This is a genomic window from Thermococcus sp. JCM 11816, from assembly GCF_055396515.1.
In genome coordinates, this window is the sequence record NZ_AP043741.1 from 696,757 (window position 1) to 715,143 (window position 18,387).

14 protein-coding genes and 2 pseudogenes are annotated in these 18,387 nt (G+C 51.8%); all 16 read left to right on the forward strand.

Annotated features, from left to right (window positions below):
• Positions 1-275 precede the first annotated feature (275 nt).
• Entirely contained in the window at positions 276-809 is a 534-nt protein-coding gene (locus tag ACZ5TN_RS03885; RefSeq protein WP_464917212.1) for a hypothetical protein, read from the forward strand.
• 1 nt (position 810) lies between these two features.
• Entirely contained in the window at positions 811-2,679 is a 1,869-nt protein-coding gene (locus tag ACZ5TN_RS03890) for a hypothetical protein (RefSeq protein WP_464917213.1), read from the forward strand.
• Between the two features lie 49 nt (positions 2,680-2,728).
• Positions 2,729-3,337 carry a chromosome assembly protein gene (locus ACZ5TN_RS03895; RefSeq protein ID WP_464917214.1) on the forward strand — a complete coding sequence of 203 codons (609 nt, stop codon included), beginning with the start codon at positions 2,729-2,731 and terminating at the stop codon, positions 3,335-3,337.
• Positions 3,334-3,951, forward strand: a complete 618-nt coding sequence (locus tag ACZ5TN_RS03900) for a hypothetical protein (protein ID WP_054839714.1) — start codon at positions 3,334-3,336, stop codon at positions 3,949-3,951. The genes ACZ5TN_RS03895 and ACZ5TN_RS03900 overlap by 4 nt, the downstream gene beginning before the upstream one ends.
• Before the next feature lie 52 nt (positions 3,952-4,003).
• On the forward strand, positions 4,004-4,204 hold the full coding sequence (locus ACZ5TN_RS03905) for a hypothetical protein (RefSeq protein WP_464917215.1): 201 nt from the start codon (positions 4,004-4,006) through the stop codon (positions 4,202-4,204).
• A 49-nt stretch (positions 4,205-4,253) separates the two neighbouring features.
• Complete coding sequence (locus ACZ5TN_RS03910) at positions 4,254-6,407, forward strand: serine/threonine-protein kinase (protein WP_464917216.1); 2,154 nt, start codon at positions 4,254-4,256, stop codon at positions 6,405-6,407.
• A gap of 4 nt (positions 6,408-6,411) precedes the next feature.
• Positions 6,412-7,569 (forward strand): pentapeptide repeat-containing protein, encoded by a 1,158-nt coding sequence (locus ACZ5TN_RS03915; protein ID WP_464917217.1) that lies wholly within the window; start codon positions 6,412-6,414, stop codon positions 7,567-7,569.
• 13 nt (positions 7,570-7,582) lie between these two features.
• Complete coding sequence (locus tag ACZ5TN_RS03920; protein ID WP_464917218.1) at positions 7,583-8,788, forward strand: ATP-binding protein; 1,206 nt, start codon at positions 7,583-7,585, stop codon at positions 8,786-8,788.
• Positions 8,789-8,792: 4 nt separating this feature from the next.
• The gene (locus tag ACZ5TN_RS03925; protein ID WP_464917219.1) at positions 8,793-12,116 is read left to right on the forward strand and encodes a PEGA domain-containing protein; all 3,324 of its coding nucleotides are present in this window, start codon (positions 8,793-8,795) and stop codon (positions 12,114-12,116) included.
• 83 nt (positions 12,117-12,199) lie between these two features.
• The gene (locus ACZ5TN_RS03930; RefSeq protein ID WP_464917494.1) at positions 12,200-12,934 is read left to right on the forward strand and encodes a PP2C family protein-serine/threonine phosphatase; all 735 of its coding nucleotides are present in this window, start codon (positions 12,200-12,202) and stop codon (positions 12,932-12,934) included.
• A 51-nt stretch (positions 12,935-12,985) separates the two neighbouring features.
• Positions 12,986-14,145: pseudogene (locus ACZ5TN_RS03935) on the forward strand (BMP family lipoprotein); the annotation flags it as partial.
• A 522-nt stretch (positions 14,146-14,667) separates the two neighbouring features.
• A pseudogene (locus ACZ5TN_RS03940) lies at positions 14,668-15,756 on the forward strand (serine/threonine-protein kinase); the annotation flags it as partial.
• A gap of 63 nt (positions 15,757-15,819) precedes the next feature.
• Positions 15,820-16,035 (forward strand): antitoxin family protein, encoded by a 216-nt coding sequence (locus ACZ5TN_RS03945; protein WP_464917220.1) that lies wholly within the window; start codon positions 15,820-15,822, stop codon positions 16,033-16,035.
• Positions 16,022-16,453, forward strand: a complete 432-nt coding sequence (locus ACZ5TN_RS03950) for a type II toxin-antitoxin system VapC family toxin (RefSeq protein WP_054839720.1) — start codon at positions 16,022-16,024, stop codon at positions 16,451-16,453. Before ACZ5TN_RS03945 ends, ACZ5TN_RS03950 begins: the two co-directional genes overlap by 14 nt.
• Complete coding sequence (locus ACZ5TN_RS03955) at positions 16,454-17,020, forward strand: hypothetical protein (RefSeq protein WP_464917221.1); 567 nt, start codon at positions 16,454-16,456, stop codon at positions 17,018-17,020. It abuts the gene before it with no gap.
• A 2-nt stretch (positions 17,021-17,022) separates the two neighbouring features.
• Positions 17,023-18,180: an ATP-binding protein gene (locus ACZ5TN_RS03960; RefSeq protein ID WP_464917222.1), complete on the forward strand. Its 1,158-nt coding sequence runs from the start codon at positions 17,023-17,025 to the stop codon at positions 18,178-18,180.
• Positions 18,181-18,387: the final 207 nt, after the last annotated feature.

Genomic DNA, 18,387 nt, shown 5'->3' on the forward strand with positions numbered 1-18,387 from the left:
ACTATAATTACCTGCTTTGAGTATTTAAGTAAAGATAACCCCTAGAAAACTACTCTCCTAGAACCTTGAGACATAAGACTTTCAAAAGAAAACGGCCGGTTCTCGTATTATCATTGAGAAAAGCGAAAGACATTTATCCCAAGATGTGGCAATTATTAAGGCGACTTCCATAATCTCAGGGGGCACCTAAGTGGAAACTCCCGCAAATCTCCTATTACGCTTATAACATTTATCTCCAAAATGGAGAAAACTTTATATAGGATGAACGCCAAATAATGAGTGAAGTGGTGTCTATGGGATACATCATAGTGGTGAGCTACGAGAGCGACGCGGAGAGGAAGCGTGTTGACTACCTCGTAGACAAGTGGGCCACCAGGATCCCCCTGAAAAAGCTCAGGGGTACAGTGCTTCTCGTTGAGTCCGAGGCCCCCCAGGAGTTCCTAGAGGAGCTTTTCTCCAAGGTTGAGGGAAATCCAAAAGAAAAGGTGAAAGTGTACTCCATTCTGCCCCTGAAGAAGACCATCGAGACAAAGAGGAAGACCCTCGAGTACGAAATCAGTGAGGACAAGAAGATCGTCGAACGCTTTCTGGAATACCTTTTCTCAAAGCTGAATGCCAGCTACTCCCACTCCGACGCTCTCGCTAAGGTTTACAACGCCTACACAAGGAAGGGGAGAGCGACGCTGAAGGTCGTCATAAGGGAAGGAGAAAAAACCCACGTTTCCATAGAGGTTGAAGGCTTTGGGGAGGCCGTTGATTTTTTGGCCGATAGAATTGACGAGGAGCTAAGGCTGTTTTCGGGTGGTTGAGATGGGGATCTTCGAGGAAGGAAGGACGGATTGCGTTAAGTCCCTCTTGAAGCCTGCAGAGAGGGTCCTGAAGCAGGGTCTCGACATCAGCGTGGAGAGCTACGAAAGAAGAGAAAGACTCTGGAACCAGGTGCTTGAGAACTACGATCGCTACCTGGACGGAAAGTGCGGGGACTTCCTCCGCGACCTCGACCAGCTTTTCAGGAGCAAGTTTGAGGGAGCGCTGGCTATCCTAGCCTGGAGCTTCTGGAGCAACGGAGAAACCTATCTGCCAGCCAGCAGGCGCTTTAAGGAGAAGGAACTGGCTGTACTCGAAAGAGTTCTCAGCTACAACGTCTTTGAGATATACACAAAAGAGGACATCATGAAGAAAATAATGCATAGGGACGTCAACGTTCTCTTGCTCTTAAGGGATTATTACCACGGAATAGACAAGTGGATAGAAGAAGCCCTCAACGACCCGGAGATAAAGCTACCGCTGAGATTATTCATCAAGAGAAAATGGGACTCATACAAGGGCAAGGTGAACGATGCCTTAAACGAGGCGATAACCCGCTTTGATTGGCTCAGGGACCTCCTAACGATGACCAGAGAGGAGATAGAGGCCATCGAAAAGACATATCAGAAGAAGATTTCCGAAAAGGACAGAGAGCTCGCGGAGAAGGAGAAGGAGATAGAGGCATTAAAGGAAGGGATCGCCGAGCTGATTCAAGGGTTTGAGCTTGAGAAACAGCGCCTGATGGAGGAGATGTCGCGGGCAAACGAGGAAGAAATAGAGAGGCTCAAGCGCGAGAAGGAGGAGCTCCAGCGGAGGTTCGAAGAGGAGCGGCAGAGGCTCATTGAAGAGATAAGCAGAATGAAGGACGAAGAGGCCAGGAAAACTCTCGAGGAACAGCTCCAGAAGGCCAGGGAGGAAATGCTCTCCAGCCTCAGGGCCATGGAGGAGGAGATAAGGAGGAAGGAGCTCGAGCTCAGGCAGAAGGAGATGGAGCTGAAGAGGAGGGAGATGGAGCTCTCGAAGAAGGAGGACGAAGTCGCCAAGCGCATCAAGGAGGTCATGGAACTAACAGGGAAAGTCGAGAAGGGCTCGCGCTTCGTGAAGAGAGACGAGGCCAGGATAATGGAAATGAACTTCATCGGCAGGCTGAGGAGCAAGCTGAAGGGCGAGGTGGAGCTCCTTGGAAAGACATTCAAGGTAGAAGCAGTCGAGGAGAAACCCACCTTCGACAAGTCCCCCTATTTGGGAAAGCTCAGCGACAGGGACATTAAGAACGTTCCCGACAACATGGTGCTGGAGGTAACGCTGAAGGAGAAGAAGCTCTTCGGAAAGAAGGAGGAATTCAGGGTAAAGGCGCTCTTCTATTCAAGGCCTGAGCGCTACGCAGATGTGGGATTCGACACCGATCCTGTTGAGCTGGCAGACATAAACGCGCTCCTCACCGATGCAAGAGAAGATGCCGTTAAAGGTCGCCTCGTTCTCCTCGTGGCATCTCCAACTGGCTTTGAAAGGAGAATAAAGAACTACATAAACTCCGAGAACTTCCACAGGAACTTTATCTCAGAGAAGATCTCACTAGCACTCCTCGATCTCGAGAGTGGAGAACTAACGATAAACCCCAACGACGAGTACGCTAAAGCCTTCGAACCATACCTCAAGCTCGAGAGGGACGAGGAACTTATGAACAGGCTAAAGAACCTTATCGAAGAAGGAATCATGACGAAGGGCTACGTCGTCCTCGAGGAGATGCTCAAACACGGAGCAGAGGATGCGATAAAGAGGGCCTTCCACGAGCTCTCGAAAGAGAAAGGCTACATCACCAAGTTCATCGATGGAGTCGGCTTTGTCATAGCGAGGGAGGGGTTCATCTGAGGTGATAAGCTTTCGTTGTTTGAATATCACTCTCATGGAGGTGTTTGAAATGGGACTGATGGATAAGGTCGGAGGAATGCTCGGGAAAAAGAACACCCTTGAGAAGCTCTCCCTGAGGGAGCTCCAGGCGGAGCAGATAAGGCTGAAGAACAGGCTGGACAGGCTGAAAAAGGAGCTCAACCAGATAGAGAAGAAGAAAAAGCAGCTCTTCCAGGAGGGGATCGGAGCGGACAAGCTCAAGAAGAAGATGCTCGCGCAGGAAATTAAGAGCCTCGACCTGGAGCAGAAGCTCAAGCTCAAGGACTTCACGATGGCCCAGAAGCAGTACACCCTCGTCACCAACATGATAATCATCAAGAAGTACGAGAAGGAACTGAGGAAGACCGGAATCTGGGAGAAGCTCTCCAGCGTCGAGCCGGAACAGCTCGAACAGGCGCTCATCAAGATAAACCTCGACGGCAAGGAGTTCGACGAGATGGTCGAGGGCCTCAACAAGGTCTTCGAGATGGAGGTCGCTGAGTTTGAGGAGAGCGAGGACGAGACCGAGAGAGAGCTCATGCAGGCCTGGAGCCAGGTCGAAGCCGGCGAAGCCGACGTCGAGGAGGTCGCCGACAAAGTAGTCTCCATTGACAAGAAGCTGGAGGACGAGGAGCTATGAGCCTCTTCTCCAAGTTTTTTGGAAAGAAAAACCCGCTCGATATTCCTCTTCCAAAGCTCAACGAGAGCAGGATAAAGCTTGAATATCAGATTCAAAAGATTGAGAATGAGATAGCCAGCATAGACGCCGAGATAGCGGCCCTTTTTGAGAGAGCTAAGAGGGCCAGAAGCAAGAGCGAAGAACTTACGATAGCGACCAAAATAAAGACCCTCAACCAGAGGAAGAAGAACCTCCAAAAAACGCACGCCCAGCTAAACAAGCAGCTCATGCTCATCAGCAACCTCACGATAATCAAAGAGAACGAGGCAATTCTGAAGGGAACGCCCACCTGGGAGCTTCTCAGAAACATGTCCCCGGAAGAGCTTGAGAGGAACCTAACCGAGATGCAGTTGGATGCTCAAAACTTCAATGAGAACCTCAACAGAATGCTCGGCATGACCGACCAGACGATAGGAGCTGGAGTAGAGTTCGAGGAGGATGAAGAGCTGGCAGAGATAATGCAGGCGATCCACGCGGTCAAAGAGGGCGAGCTTGAGCCGGAGGAAGCCGCTGGCAAGGTAACCGGCGAGGAGAGGGAGAAGAAGGAAGAGAAGGAGTGGCTGGAGGAGCTTTGATTTTTCCGATTTTTCTGGTCAAATCGGCCCTGTGAAAGTTGGACTGGGTATCATGCTGATGGAGTGGGAAATAAGAAAAGTTGCCATCCCTACTGACAATTTCAAGTCGCGAGATATGAATGGAGCGATAATAAGTTTCGTAATTAACACCTTCCTCTTCATCAAATCCAAACTCAAAGAAATCCCGGCGGGGGTGAAATATGGAAAGTGCAACACACCTCAAGCCAAAGGGTTGGGTGGAAATAAAACCTAGCAGTTACCAGGACCAACCAAGTATCCTCATAAAAGGAAAAATCGGGTGGGTGACGGTTGAAGGCGGGGCCGTGAATCCTGGGGTCGTGAGAGAGGCTTACCAAAATGCCAGGAAATTTATTGACAGAATCTTCAAGATGGCAGAGTACGTGCGGAGAAAGGCCGAAATCCCTAAAAGCGACGTCACCAGGATAGTGGTAAACTGCCATAAAGACGTGGTGTGCGCAGTTGATGTAATCAGTGAAAATAGAGGCCTGAGATTTCGGCTTCATAAGCTCGCAGATGGGCGAGTCGAACTCAGAGAGGTCTTCAACACCAGCGCCGGCGGTTTTTGGCAACTGATGAGAAACAGCAGGATCGTCGAAGTTTACAATGACATCCCGTTGGCGGAAGTACCGATATTTAAAGAGGACCAATACAAACTGAGCGGACCTACCATCAATGACATAAAAAATACAAGAATAGGAACTCAAAAGAAGACTCCCAGCAGTTTTCACTACCCCCAGCTCGGGCCTATTGGGGGTTCCAGAAAAGCCAGTGGAATAAGGGGAACCCTCGAGGTATATCTTCGACAAAGGAGGAGTGGGCAGTACCAACAACTTGCGGGAAGCTCTAGGATAGGCGGAGTTCCAGTTCAAATCACAATTGATATTGACGGAATGAAAAAGATAAGTCCAAATCTGAAAGACGGCATCAAAAGGGCGGAGGAGATCTTTTCTCTGTTCCTCAACGTCCTTCTTGAGGTGCTGGATGAAGACACCGAAATAGAGGAGATAAGGGCCGAGATAACGCGGACGCTTGCCTGGGTCCACGTCAGAACCACCTCCGAGAAGTACAAGGCCGAAACGCCAATCGCCAGGTGGCAACCCCAGCTCTACAGGACAATTAAGGTGGCCGGAAACAGATCAAAAGAGCAGAAACATAGGATTGACATCGATATGCCAGTTTCCGTGCCAAAAGAGCGCGTGGCAATAAAGTTAAAACTCTCACCCGGCCCCAACCCACCCTTAGCGTTCCAAAGTCCCTTTAGTGATGTGCCCAATACCCCCAGGGATTTCAGGGTACTCGGTTTCCCACGGGAGCTCCTCTCCCGCTACGAACCTCTTGAGTTCCTCGGTGAGGGCGGTTTCGCCAAGGTTTTCAAGGCAAGGAGAAAGTCCGATGGAGAAATCGTCGCCCTCAAAATCCCGCGCATAGACGAGAAGACGAGCAGCCTCTTTATCAAAGAGGCGGCAGCATGGTACAACCTCAACCACGAGAACATCGTGCGTCTATATAAAGCGGACATTCTGCCCGTCCCGTACCTTGAGATGGAGTTCATTGAGGGCGTTGAGCTGGACGGAAAAATAATCAGAGACCTTGACAAGTATCCGAAGCCCGTTGATGAGGGGACTGCGCTCAAAATCATCACTGGCATCGCCGAGGGGCTTAAGCACGCTCACTCGAAGGGCATCTACCACCTCGACCTCAAACCCCTCAACGTTCTCCTCAAAAGCGACCTAACCCCAAAGATAACAGACTGGGGATTAGCAAAGATAAGCGCGAGGAACTCCCTGAGCCAGCACTACGGCTACTCGCCGCTCTATGCATCCCCAGAACAGCTTGACGAAGCGACTTATGGCTCTCCAGACCACAGGACTGACATTTACCATCTCGGTCTCATCCTCTACGAACTCCTGACCGGGGAGCTTCCCTATTCCGCCACGACGCCGGGGGCGCTCATAGGGAAGATACTGCACGGAACGCCGAAGAAGCCGTCCGAGATCAACCCTGCTCTGGCGAAGTACGACGGCATCTTTGAGAAGCTCCTGGCAAAGAAGAAAGAAGACCGCTTTTCCAACGTTGAGGAGTTCCTTGAGGCCCTAAAATCCCTCGGGGAGCTCGAGCGGGAGAAGGAGGAGCTGAAGAAGACCACCGTAGCGATGAGGAAGAGCCGCTCGCGGGAAGAATTTGAGCGGCTGAAGGTCGAGAGCGTGAGGAAGACCATCAAGATAGCCCTCCTGAGCGCGAGGCTCAACGACAAGGCCGAGCTCCTAAGGGCGCTCGATGACCTCAGGTTCGAGACGCGGGAGAACTTTGACGACTTGGTCAGTGCCATCGAACAGGTTGAACTCCTCCTGAGGGAGGGGATACCAATAGGCAACGAGACATTCGAGATGCTCAGGGCGCTCCTCCTGAGGATAGAGGGGGAGGTGGTGAGGTGATTCCATGAGGTGCACCTATGAATACCGCCATTCGCTCAAGGAATGTCCACGTGAGGCTATTGAGGGACTCCCCTACTGCCTGTTTCACCTGCCTGATGGAGGTAAAGACTTCAGCGGGGAGAACTTAAGCGGTGAAGACCTTGAGGAGGCCTACTTGAGCGAGGCCAATCTGAACAACGCTAACCTAAGCGAGGCTAACCTCCGCCACGCAGATTTAAGCGACTCTAACCTGGATGGGGCTGATTTAAGCTGGGCTATCCTTATGGGCGCTGACCTCAGCGGCGCGAGCGCCAGAAAGACGGATTTCACAAGGGCGAACCTGGAGGAGGCCGACCTGAGTGGGACTTCGCTGATAGGAGCTACACTCCCTCTCGCCAACCTAAGGGGGGTAAACCTCACGAGGGCAGATCTGAGGGGGGTAGAGCTATACGGGGCAGAGCTTGAGGGTGCAAACCTTCTTGGTGCCGACCTCCGCGGGGCGAGGCTCCACGGCGTCTCTTTCAAAGGCGCTAAGAACATCGAGCATGCCCGCCTCGACACCAAGATTATCGAAGAGGCCGAAGGAGACCGGCTGAGAAAAGAAGACCCCCAAAGGGCCATCGAGTCCTACCTCAAGGCCCTCTCGGTCTATCTTGAACTTAAGGAGACATTCCGCTCGCGGGGGCTCTACGACAGGGCAAGCACCTACACGATAGGAGAGTGGCGCGTAAGGGGAAAGATACAAAACATCGCCCACAGGGCCGAAAGTCCGGCTGAGCTTGAAGAATTCGTGCCCCTCACGGCCAGGAGCGGGAGGAGGTGGCTCGTAGTATTCGAAGGAAAAACGCGGTGGCTCCTGAACCTCACCTATCGCTTAACTTCGAGCTACGGGGAGAGCGCATCCAGGGTGCTAATCACAACGATAGCAATTGTGTTCCTCTATGCCTTTATCTACTGGCTCGCAGGTGCTCTGGGAGACTCTTCCCTCTCCGAGAGCTTCTACTTTAGCCTCGTTACGTTTACAACGGTAGGCTACGGTGACGTGGTACCCAAAGAAAGCTACCGCCTGCTCGCGGCCAGTGAGGCCTTTATCGGCGCGTTCCTGATGGCGTTTTTCGTTGTTGTGATAAGCAGAAAACTTATTAGATGGGATGAGAATTTAGCTTATCCCAAAACGGTGTAAGGAGGTGTGAAAGATGCCAGTTGATCTTTCCGGACCCCTGATGGCCGCCTTCAAGAAGGCGAAGAAAGAATACGAGGAAGCTATGAAGAGAGGTGACCTAGAGATTGCCAAGAAGAAGGCTCTCGAGTGCTCCAACATTCTGAAACAGCTCTCCAGATACGATGAGTTCAACCGTGAGAGCTACTTGAGGAAGGCCAAGAAGTGGGAAAATCTCGCCAGGGACATTGAGAGCGGGAGGATATCCAGTAGAACCCAATCAAAGCCTATGCGCGAGGGTTCTTCAAGACCCGACAGGGGGGAGAGCGAAGTCGAAAGCGAGGAGGAGAAGTTCAAGGCTTACGTCAGGAACAATCTCATAGCCAAGTCCAAGGTCAAGTGGGACGACATAGGCGGACTTGATGAAGTCAAGAGACTCATGATGGAAACCGTTGTAATCGCGGCCCTCCAGAGGCCGGAGTCAATCCAGCCGTGGAAGGGCATCCTTCTCTTTGGGCCGCCCGGAACGGGTAAAACTTTACTCGCCTCAGCCGCCGCTGGAAGCCTGAACGCTACCTTCTTCAGCGTCAAGGCCTCGAACGTCCTCAGCAAGTACTTCGGCGAATCGGCGAAGATAATAACAGCCCTCTACGAGGTCGCTCGAGAGGAAGCACCGAGCATAGTCTTCCTTGACGAGATTGATTCCCTGACAACGAAGAGGAGCGGGGAGCAGAGCGAGGCCAGCAGGAGGATGCTGGCGACGCTCTTAACTGAACTCGACGGCTTCCAGGACAAGAAGAGCGACAGACTTATCCTAACGCTCGCGGCCACCAACACGCCTTGGGATCTGGACGAGGCAGTTCTCTCAAGGTTCCCGCGCAGGATTTACGTTCCATTGCCAGATGAGAAGGCCACAAAGGAAATAATCAAAATAAACACGCGCGGGCTGGACATTTCAAGGCTTGACCTTGACGCGATAGCCGAGGAGAGCGTAAGGAGACTCTACTCTGGAAGGGATCTTAGGAATCTCTGCCAGGAAGCGATCTGGAACATGATAAGGGAAGAGAACAGGGATCTGCACAAGCTCGCCAGTCTGCCCTTCGAGGAGCTGAGGAAGCGCTCCTTGAGGACGAGGCCGCTTGAGATGAGAGACTTTGAGGAGGCCTTTAAGAAGATCAAGAGCCCGCTGACTAGGAAGGACATCGAGCGCTATGAAAAATGGGCGGAGGAGTTCGGAGGGTAGAGGGATGAGGAAGCTTTCCATCGTCCTGGTTTTCCTTCTGGTCTTCTCCCTGCTGACGGCCAGTCCCCAGGTCAGGGCCAACTCCAGGAACTACTGGGCCAAGAGCTACGGGGGAAGCGGTGACGATGTCATCAACGACGTCAAGGTTCTATCGGACGGAAGCATCATAGCGGTTGGCTACACCAACTCAAGTGGAGTAGGGGGATACGATGCCTTTGTGATGAAGCTCAATCCAGATGGAAGCCTCGCTTGGGCAAAGACTTACGGCGGAAGCAAGGATGACTCGGCATCTTCAGTTGCTATAGGCCCTAACGGGGACATTATAGTGGCGGGATGGACCGAGAGCTTCGGCGCTGGTAAAGGCGATGTGTGGATTCTCGGGCTCGACGAAGATGGAAACATTAAGTGGCAGAAGACATATGGGGGAAAATGGAATGATTGGGCCAAAGCGGTTGCCGTCGCTCCAAACGGAGACATAATCGTCGCAGGCTACACTGGAAGCTTCGGTGCTGGTGATTGGGATGTTTGGGTTCTCAGGCTCGACGAGAACGGGAATATAGTATGGCAAAAGACTTACGGGGGAAGCAATTATGATGAAGCTAACGCGATTGCCTTAACTGACAACGGAGACATTATAGTCACCGGAGAGACTTGGAGCTTTGGCATTGGTGAGATCGATGTTTGGGTTCTCAGGCTTGATGAGAATGGTAATGTAAAATGGCAGAAGACCTACGGAGGAAGCGATCAGGATTGGGCTAATTCGGTTGCCATTGCTCCAAACGGGGACGTTATCGTTGCTGGAGTCACCAACAGTTTCGGCACAAATGGAGATATGTGGGTTCTGAGGCTTGATGAGAATGGTAATGTAAAATGGCAGAAGACCTACGGAGGAAGCAATGGGGATAAAGCCAACGCAGTTGCTATCGCTGACAACGGGGACATCCTCGTCGCTGGAGAATGGGGTAGCGGTTGTGATTTTTTGGTTCTCAGGCTTGATGAGAATGGCAATGTAAAGTGGCAGAAACTTTACGGAAAAGATAGCGATTGTGATGAGGCTCATGCAGTTGTCATAGCTCCCAACGGAGACATTATTGTCGCAGGGACTACTGAGAAACCTGGAACTATCCTAACTATCCTACATGATGCCTGGATCCTCCGCCTTCCACCGGACGGGAACCTTCCCGGTTGCGACTTCTGCAAGGACACAAACGCGCAGGTTAGCGAGCCGTATCCGGTCGTTGAAAACTCAAACACCGAAATTTACGTGACCAGCGCCAAAATTGAAGACTCAACCGCCTATCCCCATTCATGGTATCCTCATGTGGAGACCCAGTACGGGCCCTCGACCCTTTCAATCAGCTCCCAACCAAGCGGTGTTGGAGTGTACATTAACGGAACCTACAAAGGAAGAACTCCGTTGACTTTAACCCTCAGCCCAGGAACCTATCGGGTGGAGCTCTTCAAAGGGGGTTATTGGGATTACACAACCACCGTAACCCTCAGCCCGATGGAGAGCAGAACGATAACGGCCCAGCTGATCCCCAAACCTGCGGTACTTTCGATTAATTCAGATCCAGCCGGCGCCAAGGTGTACATTAACGGAACTTACGAGGGAATAACCCCATTAAATCTGACCCTCAGCCCCGGAACGTATCGGGTAAAGCTCTCCAAAGAGGATTATGAGGATTACACGACAACAATAACCCTTAGCTCGGGTGAAAGCAAGACGCTTTCTCCATCTCTATCCCCCCTCTTCGGATACCTATCAATAACCTCGCCAGAGGGAGCTAGAGTTTACGTGGACGGTTCGTTCATCGGCACGACCCCGATCACCGGTTACAGACTACCGAAGGGGGCTCATGAGTTAAAACTCATCAAGGAGGGGTACCAGGAGTACTCAACAAGCATCACGATAACGGTTGGAAAAACACTTACTCTAAACCCGGAGTTAATCCCACTGCTTACAACCAGCACGACCACCAACTCCACAACGAGCACATCCGCCTCTGGCCAGCTCTCTTCTCCTCTCTCTTCGAAGCTCCCCTACGCCCTTGGAGCACTCATCCTTCTCGCAGTAATTGGAGGGGTAGCAGCAAAAGCCCGCGGCACTAGACCCTCATCATCACTAATGAAGCCAGCAGGAATGCCAAAGCCCCCGAAGATTATCCCAGGTTTCCCGCCCGAACTCCTCAGCAAGTACGAACCCCTCGAATTCCTCGGCGAGGGCGGCTTTGCCAAAGTTTTCAAAGTGAGACGTAAGTCCGACGGCAAAATCATAGCCCTAAAGGTTTCTCCCCTCGATGAAAAGGCCAGAAAGTTCTTCCTCAAGGAAGTTAAAGCCTGGCGCCTTCTCGATCATCCAAACATCGTCAAGCTCTACAACGCCTTCGACGAGCCAGTTCCTCACCTTGAGATAGAGTTCATTGATGGAGTAAAGCTCAACGGAAAGACCATTAGAGACCTCAGCAAGTATCCGAAGCCCGTTGATGAAAACACGGCATTAAAACTCATCAAGGACATTGCCGAGGGGCTTAAGCACGCCCACTCAAAGCAGGTCTTCCACCGCGACCTCAAGCCTCAGAACGTCCTCATAACCTCAAACCTAACACCGAAGATAACCGATTGGGGACTGGCCAAAGTCGGCGCCGTATCAACCACTGCAACCACAACGAAGGGACTAACCCTCCTCTACGCGGCTCCTGAACAGCTCGACGAGGAGACCTACGGCCACACAGACGCGAGGACGGACATCTACCAGCTCGGCCTCATCTTCTACGAACTCCTAACGGGGGAGCTACCCTACACAGGCACTTCCCATGCCGTCGTCATGGCGAAGGTCATCAATCCGGAGGTCAAGCCGAAGCTTCCAAGCTATCACAACAAGGAGCTCTCCAAGTACGATGGAATCTTCGAGAAGCTCTTGGCAAAGAGGAAGGAAGACCGCTACCAGAGCGTTGAAGAGTTCCTGAACGACCTTGAACTCCTGAAGAAGCTTGAAGAGGAGAGGAGAAAGCTCGCCGAGGAAATCGAGAAGACTAAGACGACGATGAGCCTGACAACTAACAGCAGAGAGCTCAAGAAGCTCAAAAGACAGCTGGTCGAACAGCTGAGCAGAAACGCCATTCTCCACGCCCAGCTCAACGACAAGGCTGGCCTCATCAACGCCCTGGAAGATTTGAAGGCCTTCTCTAAGGAGCATAGGGATGAGCTTGAGAACGCGATAAGTCAGCTTGAGGTCATGATGCGGGAAAGCGTTCCGATAAGTGAATCAACCATCGACGAGCTGAGGATTCTCATGCATAAGGTTGAGAAGGAGGCCGAACAATGACCCCACCCCTCAAAATTATTTCGGACAGACTCAAAAACATCCTGGAGAGATCAAACAAGGAGAAATCCGCTGGCGAGGTGACGATGGAAAAAGCCATCGAGGTAAAGGAAGAAAAAGCCTTTGGAATGAGCCATGTGGGTGCGAGAGACAACAACGAGGACAATTTTCTCGTTCTTAAACTCCCCGATGCTTACATTTTAGCTGTAGCTGACGGCCTCGGAGGGCACAACGCGGGCGAGGTGGCTTCTAAGATAGCAGTGGATACCCTAAGGGAGGTCTTCGTTGGGAGCTACAAGGCGGGGAAGAGAGATGACAACGTTAAGAAATTGCTAGAGAGCGCTTACGTCCTCGCCCACGAGAAGATCAAGGAACAGGCAACAGGACCGCGGGAGGGTATGGGAACAACCCTGGTTACGGCGTTCGTCAGAAACGGAAGGACGATAATAGCGAACAGCGGCGACAGCAGGGCCTACCACATAAGGGGAGATAAGATTATTGCGAGAACTAAAGACCACTCCTTTGTTCAGGAGCTTTTGGACAAGGGAGAGATAACCGAGGAGGAAGCCAAGAGACACCCGATGAGGAACATAATCACGAAGGCCCTCGGCATAGACTTTGGCATTGACATATACGAGTGGAGCATTAAGGGGGGCGACGTTTTACTGCTCAGCTCCGACGGGTTGCACGACTACGTTGATGAGAGGAGAATCGTTGAGATAGCTTCAAAAGGAAGAAACTCCGAGGAGATTGTAAAGGCGCTCATCGAAGAGGCTCTACCCGTTACTAAGGACAACGTGACGGTGGTTGTGTGGCGGTGAAAGGAGGTTGAGATGAATGAAAAAACGATAGGACTGTTTATAATAGCCCTTATGATTCTCGGTTCTTTGCCCAATGTAGAAGGAAGCAGTTCAGGAAAAATTGCTATTGTCTATGACGTTGGTGGTAGGGGAGACCTGAGCTTCAACGATATGGTCTATCTCGGAGCCTTAAAGGCTGCGAAGGACTTCAACCTCGAACTCGTTGAGCTCCAGAGCAACAGCGAGGACGACTACTACCAGAACCTCGAGACCCTCGCCAAGCAGAGGCAGTATCTTGTTATAATTGCGGGCTTCATGATGACCGACGCCGTAAAGCGGGTCGCTCAAGAGTACCCAAACCAAAGATTCGTGATCATCGATGGCTACGATCCAGAAATGCCCACAACGTACAGATGATATTGTTCAAGGAGAACGAGGGTTCCGCCCTTGCAGGTGCCCTCGCGGCTCTCATAGCGGCCAACGATAACAAGGACAAGGTTGGGATCGTTCTAGGCATGGAGATACCCGTTCTCTACAAGTTCGAGGCAGGCTACCGCTTCGGTGTCAAGTGGGCCGAGGACTACTACAAGCAGAAGACCGGGAAGAACATCAACATCGACATTCTCTACACATACACCGGCTCATTCGGAGATGAGACCAAGGGTAAAGCCGCGGCCGAGGCTCAGCTCCAGGACGGAGCGTGGGTCACCTACCAGGTCGCCGGTGGAACCGGTCTCGGTGTTTTTGAAGCCATAAACGATTACCTCAAGGCGAACAACAAGAAGATAGGGCCGCCCTTCGCTATCGGTGTTGACTCAGCCCAGGACTGGATCAAGCCGGGCGTCATCATAGCCAGCATGATGAAGCGCGTTGATGTCGGTGTTTACAACGCCGTCAAGGCCGCCCTCGATGGTACTTTCAAAGGCGGTGCCGTTGAGCTCGGTCTCAAAGAGGGCGGTGTTGGGTTGAGCACCGTTGACGATGTTATGACAGTGTTTAATGCTCTTCCAGAGGATATCAAACAAAAAAAGCTCCAAGAGCTTGGGTTTGACAGCACTGACGAGCTTAGGCAGTATCTCGAGAACACTAGGAGGCAAGTTCCAGACTGGATATGGCAAGCTGTTGATCTGCTCAAGCAGAAGATAATCAAAGGTGAGATCAGAGTTCCAGCACCGACCACGAGAGACGCTATTGAGCAAATAAGGAAAGCCCAAACCTGGCAAGAGATGGAACCACCGAAGTCCACCTCACATAGTTCCACGAGCAGTACGACTACGACTGCTTCCAATGGGGGCGATAGTGGAGTGACCGCGACAACGACCACTACGACTACAACAGCATCGAACCCTATTCAATCTCCAACTCCAACATCCTCATCACCTGCAGCAACGTCATCATCCTCAACTCTACCCGAAAACTCCGCCCCATCAACAACCTCATCGAAACTACCCTACGCTCTCGGAGCGCTCATCCTCCTCGCGGTGATCGGAGGGGCCGCCGTTAAGCTCAAATCTGGAAAGGAGAAAAAGCCAAAACAATCAGAAATTGAGGGAAAACCCGGATCAAAGCTCCCAGAAACTCCAAGACCTGCCGAGAGAAAGGAAGCACCACCAACCAAGCCCCTTCCGCAACCAGCATCCACTCCGTCCGAGGAGAAAACCCTCCCCGGCTTCCCGCCAGAGCTCCTCGAAAAGTACGAACCCCTTGAGTTCCTCGGGGAAGGCGGTTTCGCCAAGGTCTTCAAGGTTAAGCGCAAGTCCGACGGGAAAATAGTTGCCGTAAAAATCCCGCGCATTGACAGAAAAACCAGCAGGACGTTCATAAGAGAGGTCTCCACGTGGCTCCAGCTTAACCATCCCAACATTGTAAAGCTCTACGACGTTGACATCCTTCCAGTCCCACACCTTGAGATGGAGTATGTTGAAGGCGTCAAGATTGACGGGGAGACCGTTAGAGACCTTGACGGCTATCCAAAACCGGTTGACGAGGAAACAGCCCTACGGCTCATCAAGGGCATTGCTGAAGGGCTTAAGCACGCTCACTCTAAGGGGATTTACCACCGCGATCTCAAGCCCCTCAACATCCTCCTCAAGAGCGACCTAACGCCGAAGATAACCGACTGGGGCTTGGCAAAAATCGGCACCATGAGTTCGAGCAGGAGCGTAATGGGCTACACTCCTCTCTATGCCGCCCCAGAGCACCTCTTACCAGGAAAATACGGGCATACGGACGCGAGAACCGACATCTGGCAGTTGGGAGTAATCTTCTACGAGCTCTTAACTGGAAGGCTCCCCTTCGAGGGTTACACCTATGAGGAGGTCTTTGGAAAGATAACGGACGAGACTTACAGATTCACGCCGCCATCAGAAATCAATCCAGAACTGGCGAAGTACGATGGAATCTTCGAGAGGCTCTTAGCCAAAAGGAAGGAAGACCGCTATCAGTCGGTTGATGAGTTCCTTAAGGATCTTGAAAAGCTCGGAGAAACTGAGAAAAGAAAGGCGGAGCTGGAAAAAGAAGTTGAGGAGCTGAAGAAGTCGTTATCAATGAGCGTTGAGGCCTTAAAGAGGAGTAAGAGTGCAGAGGAAGCTATCAAGAACAGGAGAATGGTAGTTGAAACCCTTGGTAAGCTGGCTTTAGCTTATGCCGAACTCAACAGGAAAGCTGAGCTCTTGAACACGCTCAACGATCTCAAGTTCTACACGGTACAGAACTTGAACGACCTCCTCAACGCGATAAACACTGTCGAAATTCTGCTCAAGGAGAACCTCCCCGTGAAGGATGACTTCATCGAAAGGTTAAAGGTTCTAGTTCACAACATAGAGAGGGAGAACGGGACGTGAAAGCAAAATACTTAAGCCCCTCAACACCTTTTTATTTCTTTGAAGGTGCCTGGAGGTGAGCTTGTGTCCGAGATAATCGAGCTTAAGTACAAAAATGGAGTTTTCATACCCCTCAGAAAAGTTCCACTAAAGGAGGGGGAGGTAGTCTATGTTGAGATTATAAAACCGAAAGTTGTCACCAAGAAGTTTCAGGCAAAACTCCGGGAGCTCCGTGATAGGGCAAGGAGAGTGGAGAACGCCCACAGAATCCTTGAGGAGATGAGGGATGATAGTCGTTGATACCTCCCTTTTTGTTGACTATCTCTTTGAAGGGAACGAGGAGAGGTACCAGAAGGCATCAAAGATTCTCGAGTCCATTGAAGGACTGACAGTATTTGAACCGAAGGTGTTTCTCGTCGAGATGATGGCGGTTTCAAAGAGGCTTGGCATCAATATTTCAACGAGTGATTTAGAGGAATTAACGGCTGATTTCACGTTCATCTCTGAAGATGCCATACTGAGGGAGGCCCTTGACGTTGCGGCAAGCGTTCATCCCAGAGCCATAGATTCATACTTCATAGCGACCGCGAAGGTCACGAACTCCGTTCTGCTCTCTTCTGACAGAAGAATGTGTATAAATGCCAAGAAGTATGGTGTGGAGGCATACTACGTGCTGGAAGAGCTTGAAGAGGCCCTTAAAGTTGTGGAGGCGGTCTGAATGGTCAAGCTCTGGAAATCCAAAGAAGATAAGGAGATAGAGCGCAAGATAAGGATGAGGAAGGCCAAGATGGCCCTGAAGCAGTACATAAACAACCTTGAGAACCTGAAGAGAAAGATATTCCTTCAAGGTAAGGAAGCTGCCAAGCTCGGGGACGAGGCCCTTCTGAAGAGGAGCGCGGTGAAGTACCTCGCCATCGAGCAGAGGATAAAGCAGGCGAAGAGACTGCTCCTCCTTATGGAAGAAGCTGAGATACAGAGGGAGCTCGTGAAGGTCTCGGCGAACTTCATCCAGTTCAGCAAGGACATCGTTGAGAGCATAGCCGAAGGGCCTGGAGCCCAGGACATAGCCAAGATGCAGGTGGAGTTCGAGAAGGCTATGGGCAGGGTGGAAGAGCTCGATGAGGCCCTCGCCTCGATGCTTGACCTCACCAGCGAGAGCATCTTAACCGGAGATTTCGACGCCGAGACGATAGAGGAAGCTGCTTCGATCTTCGAGGAGTCGGCCTCATCTGACTTGGCCCCCAAAGACAGGCTCAAAGCCATCGAGGATGCCATGAGGGGCTGAGTATGAAGACTGTGGAGCTCTATATGAGCCTCTTCGAGGAGTGCCGGAGAGAATACGAGAAGGCCATGAGGGCAGGGAGGCGGGACGACGCGAAGGCCCTCGCCCTCCGCTGCGCCTCGATACTCCTCAAGCTGGCGGAGAAGAACCCAAGGATGGCGGAGCTCTACATGGAGAAAGCGGAGGAGTGGGAGAGGAAGGCCGAGATCCTTGAGAAGAAACCAGAAGTTGAGAAGAGGGAGACTTTACCTGCGGGAAAGGGAAGCACTCCCACCTCAGCCGACCCGTACAGGGAATACGTCGAGGGGCTTATAGCGCGCTCAACGGTGACCTGGAAGGACATCGGCGGGCTTGAGGAGGTAAAGAAGCTGATAGCGAAGAACGTTGCGCTGGCCCTGGCCGAAAAGCCTGCGCCCATAAAGCCTTGGAAGGGTATCCTCCTCTTTGGCCCACCGGGAACGGGTAAAACCCTTCTCGCCTCTGCCGCCGCGGGAAGCCTAAACGCCACCTTCTTCAACGTGAAGGCCTCGGACGTCCTCAGCAAGTACTATGGTGAGAGCTCCAAGATAATCTCGGCGCTGTACGCGCTGGCTAGGGAGAGGGCTCCGAGCATCGTCTTCATGGACGAGATCGATGCCCTGACCGTTAAGCGGGAGGAGTCTCACGAAGCCACAAGGAGGACCCTTGCAACCCTTCTAAGCGAACTCGACGGATTCAAGGAGCAGGAAGACGTTCCGGTTCTGACGCTGGCTTCCACAAACACCCCTTGGGATCTGGACGAGGCAATCCTATCAAGGTTCCCGCTCAGGGTGTACGTCCCGCTCCCGGACAAAGAGGCCGTAAAGGAGATAATAAAGATCAACACCCGTGGGCTGGACGTTTCCCGCTTGGACTTGGATGCAATAGCCGAAGAGAGCGTGAGGAGACTCTACTCAGGCAGGGAAATCGCAGGCCTATGTAACCTTGCCATCCACAACATGCTCGACGAAATGAACCCGGAACTTTCAGACCTCGACGCAATCTCAAGGGGAGAGAGGCTGAAGCTCAAGGTGAGGCCGCTTGAAATGAGGGACTTTGAGGAGGCCTTTAAGAAGATCAAGAGCCCGCTGACGAGAAAGGAACTCGAGCACTATGAAAAATGGGCCGAGGAGTTCGGAGGATAAAAGAGAGAAATTCTCCATTGATGGCCTCTTCGTGAGTTCCAATCGTGGCTACATGTTAGGCTTTATCCGGCGTTATCTTCGGAAATAATCTTCAAAAGGAAAAGCCCGAAGAACACTGCGGTTGAAGGTCTCTCATTAACAATTTGATATTAATAACAATGTGGTGATGACAAAATGGAGAAGCGCAATACAATGCGAAAAGTAAAA

Excerpts from the sequence above, each read along its gene's own strand:
- ACZ5TN_RS03885 (WP_464917212.1), top strand. The coding sequence starts at position 276 with ATGAGTGAAGTGGTGTCTATGGGATACATCATAGTGGTGAGCTACGAG.
- ACZ5TN_RS03890 (WP_464917213.1), top strand. The coding sequence starts at position 811 with ATGGGGATCTTCGAGGAAGGAAGGACGGATTGCGTTAAGTCCCTCTTG.
- ACZ5TN_RS03895 (WP_464917214.1), top strand. The coding sequence starts at position 2,729 with ATGGGACTGATGGATAAGGTCGGAGGAATGCTCGGGAAAAAGAACACC.
- ACZ5TN_RS03900 (WP_054839714.1), top strand. The coding sequence starts at position 3,334 with ATGAGCCTCTTCTCCAAGTTTTTTGGAAAGAAAAACCCGCTCGATATT.
- ACZ5TN_RS03905 (WP_464917215.1), top strand. The coding sequence starts at position 4,004 with ATGCTGATGGAGTGGGAAATAAGAAAAGTTGCCATCCCTACTGACAAT.
- ACZ5TN_RS03915 (WP_464917217.1), top strand. The coding sequence starts at position 6,412 with ATGAGGTGCACCTATGAATACCGCCATTCGCTCAAGGAATGTCCACGT.
- ACZ5TN_RS03920 (WP_464917218.1), top strand. The coding sequence starts at position 7,583 with ATGCCAGTTGATCTTTCCGGACCCCTGATGGCCGCCTTCAAGAAGGCG.
- ACZ5TN_RS03925 (WP_464917219.1), top strand. The coding sequence starts at position 8,793 with ATGAGGAAGCTTTCCATCGTCCTGGTTTTCCTTCTGGTCTTCTCCCTG.
- ACZ5TN_RS03930 (WP_464917494.1), top strand. The coding sequence starts at position 12,200 with ATGGAAAAAGCCATCGAGGTAAAGGAAGAAAAAGCCTTTGGAATGAGC.
- ACZ5TN_RS03950 (WP_054839720.1), top strand. The coding sequence starts at position 16,022 with ATGATAGTCGTTGATACCTCCCTTTTTGTTGACTATCTCTTTGAAGGG.
- ACZ5TN_RS03955 (WP_464917221.1), top strand. The coding sequence starts at position 16,454 with ATGGTCAAGCTCTGGAAATCCAAAGAAGATAAGGAGATAGAGCGCAAG.
- ACZ5TN_RS03960 (WP_464917222.1), top strand. The coding sequence starts at position 17,023 with ATGAAGACTGTGGAGCTCTATATGAGCCTCTTCGAGGAGTGCCGGAGA.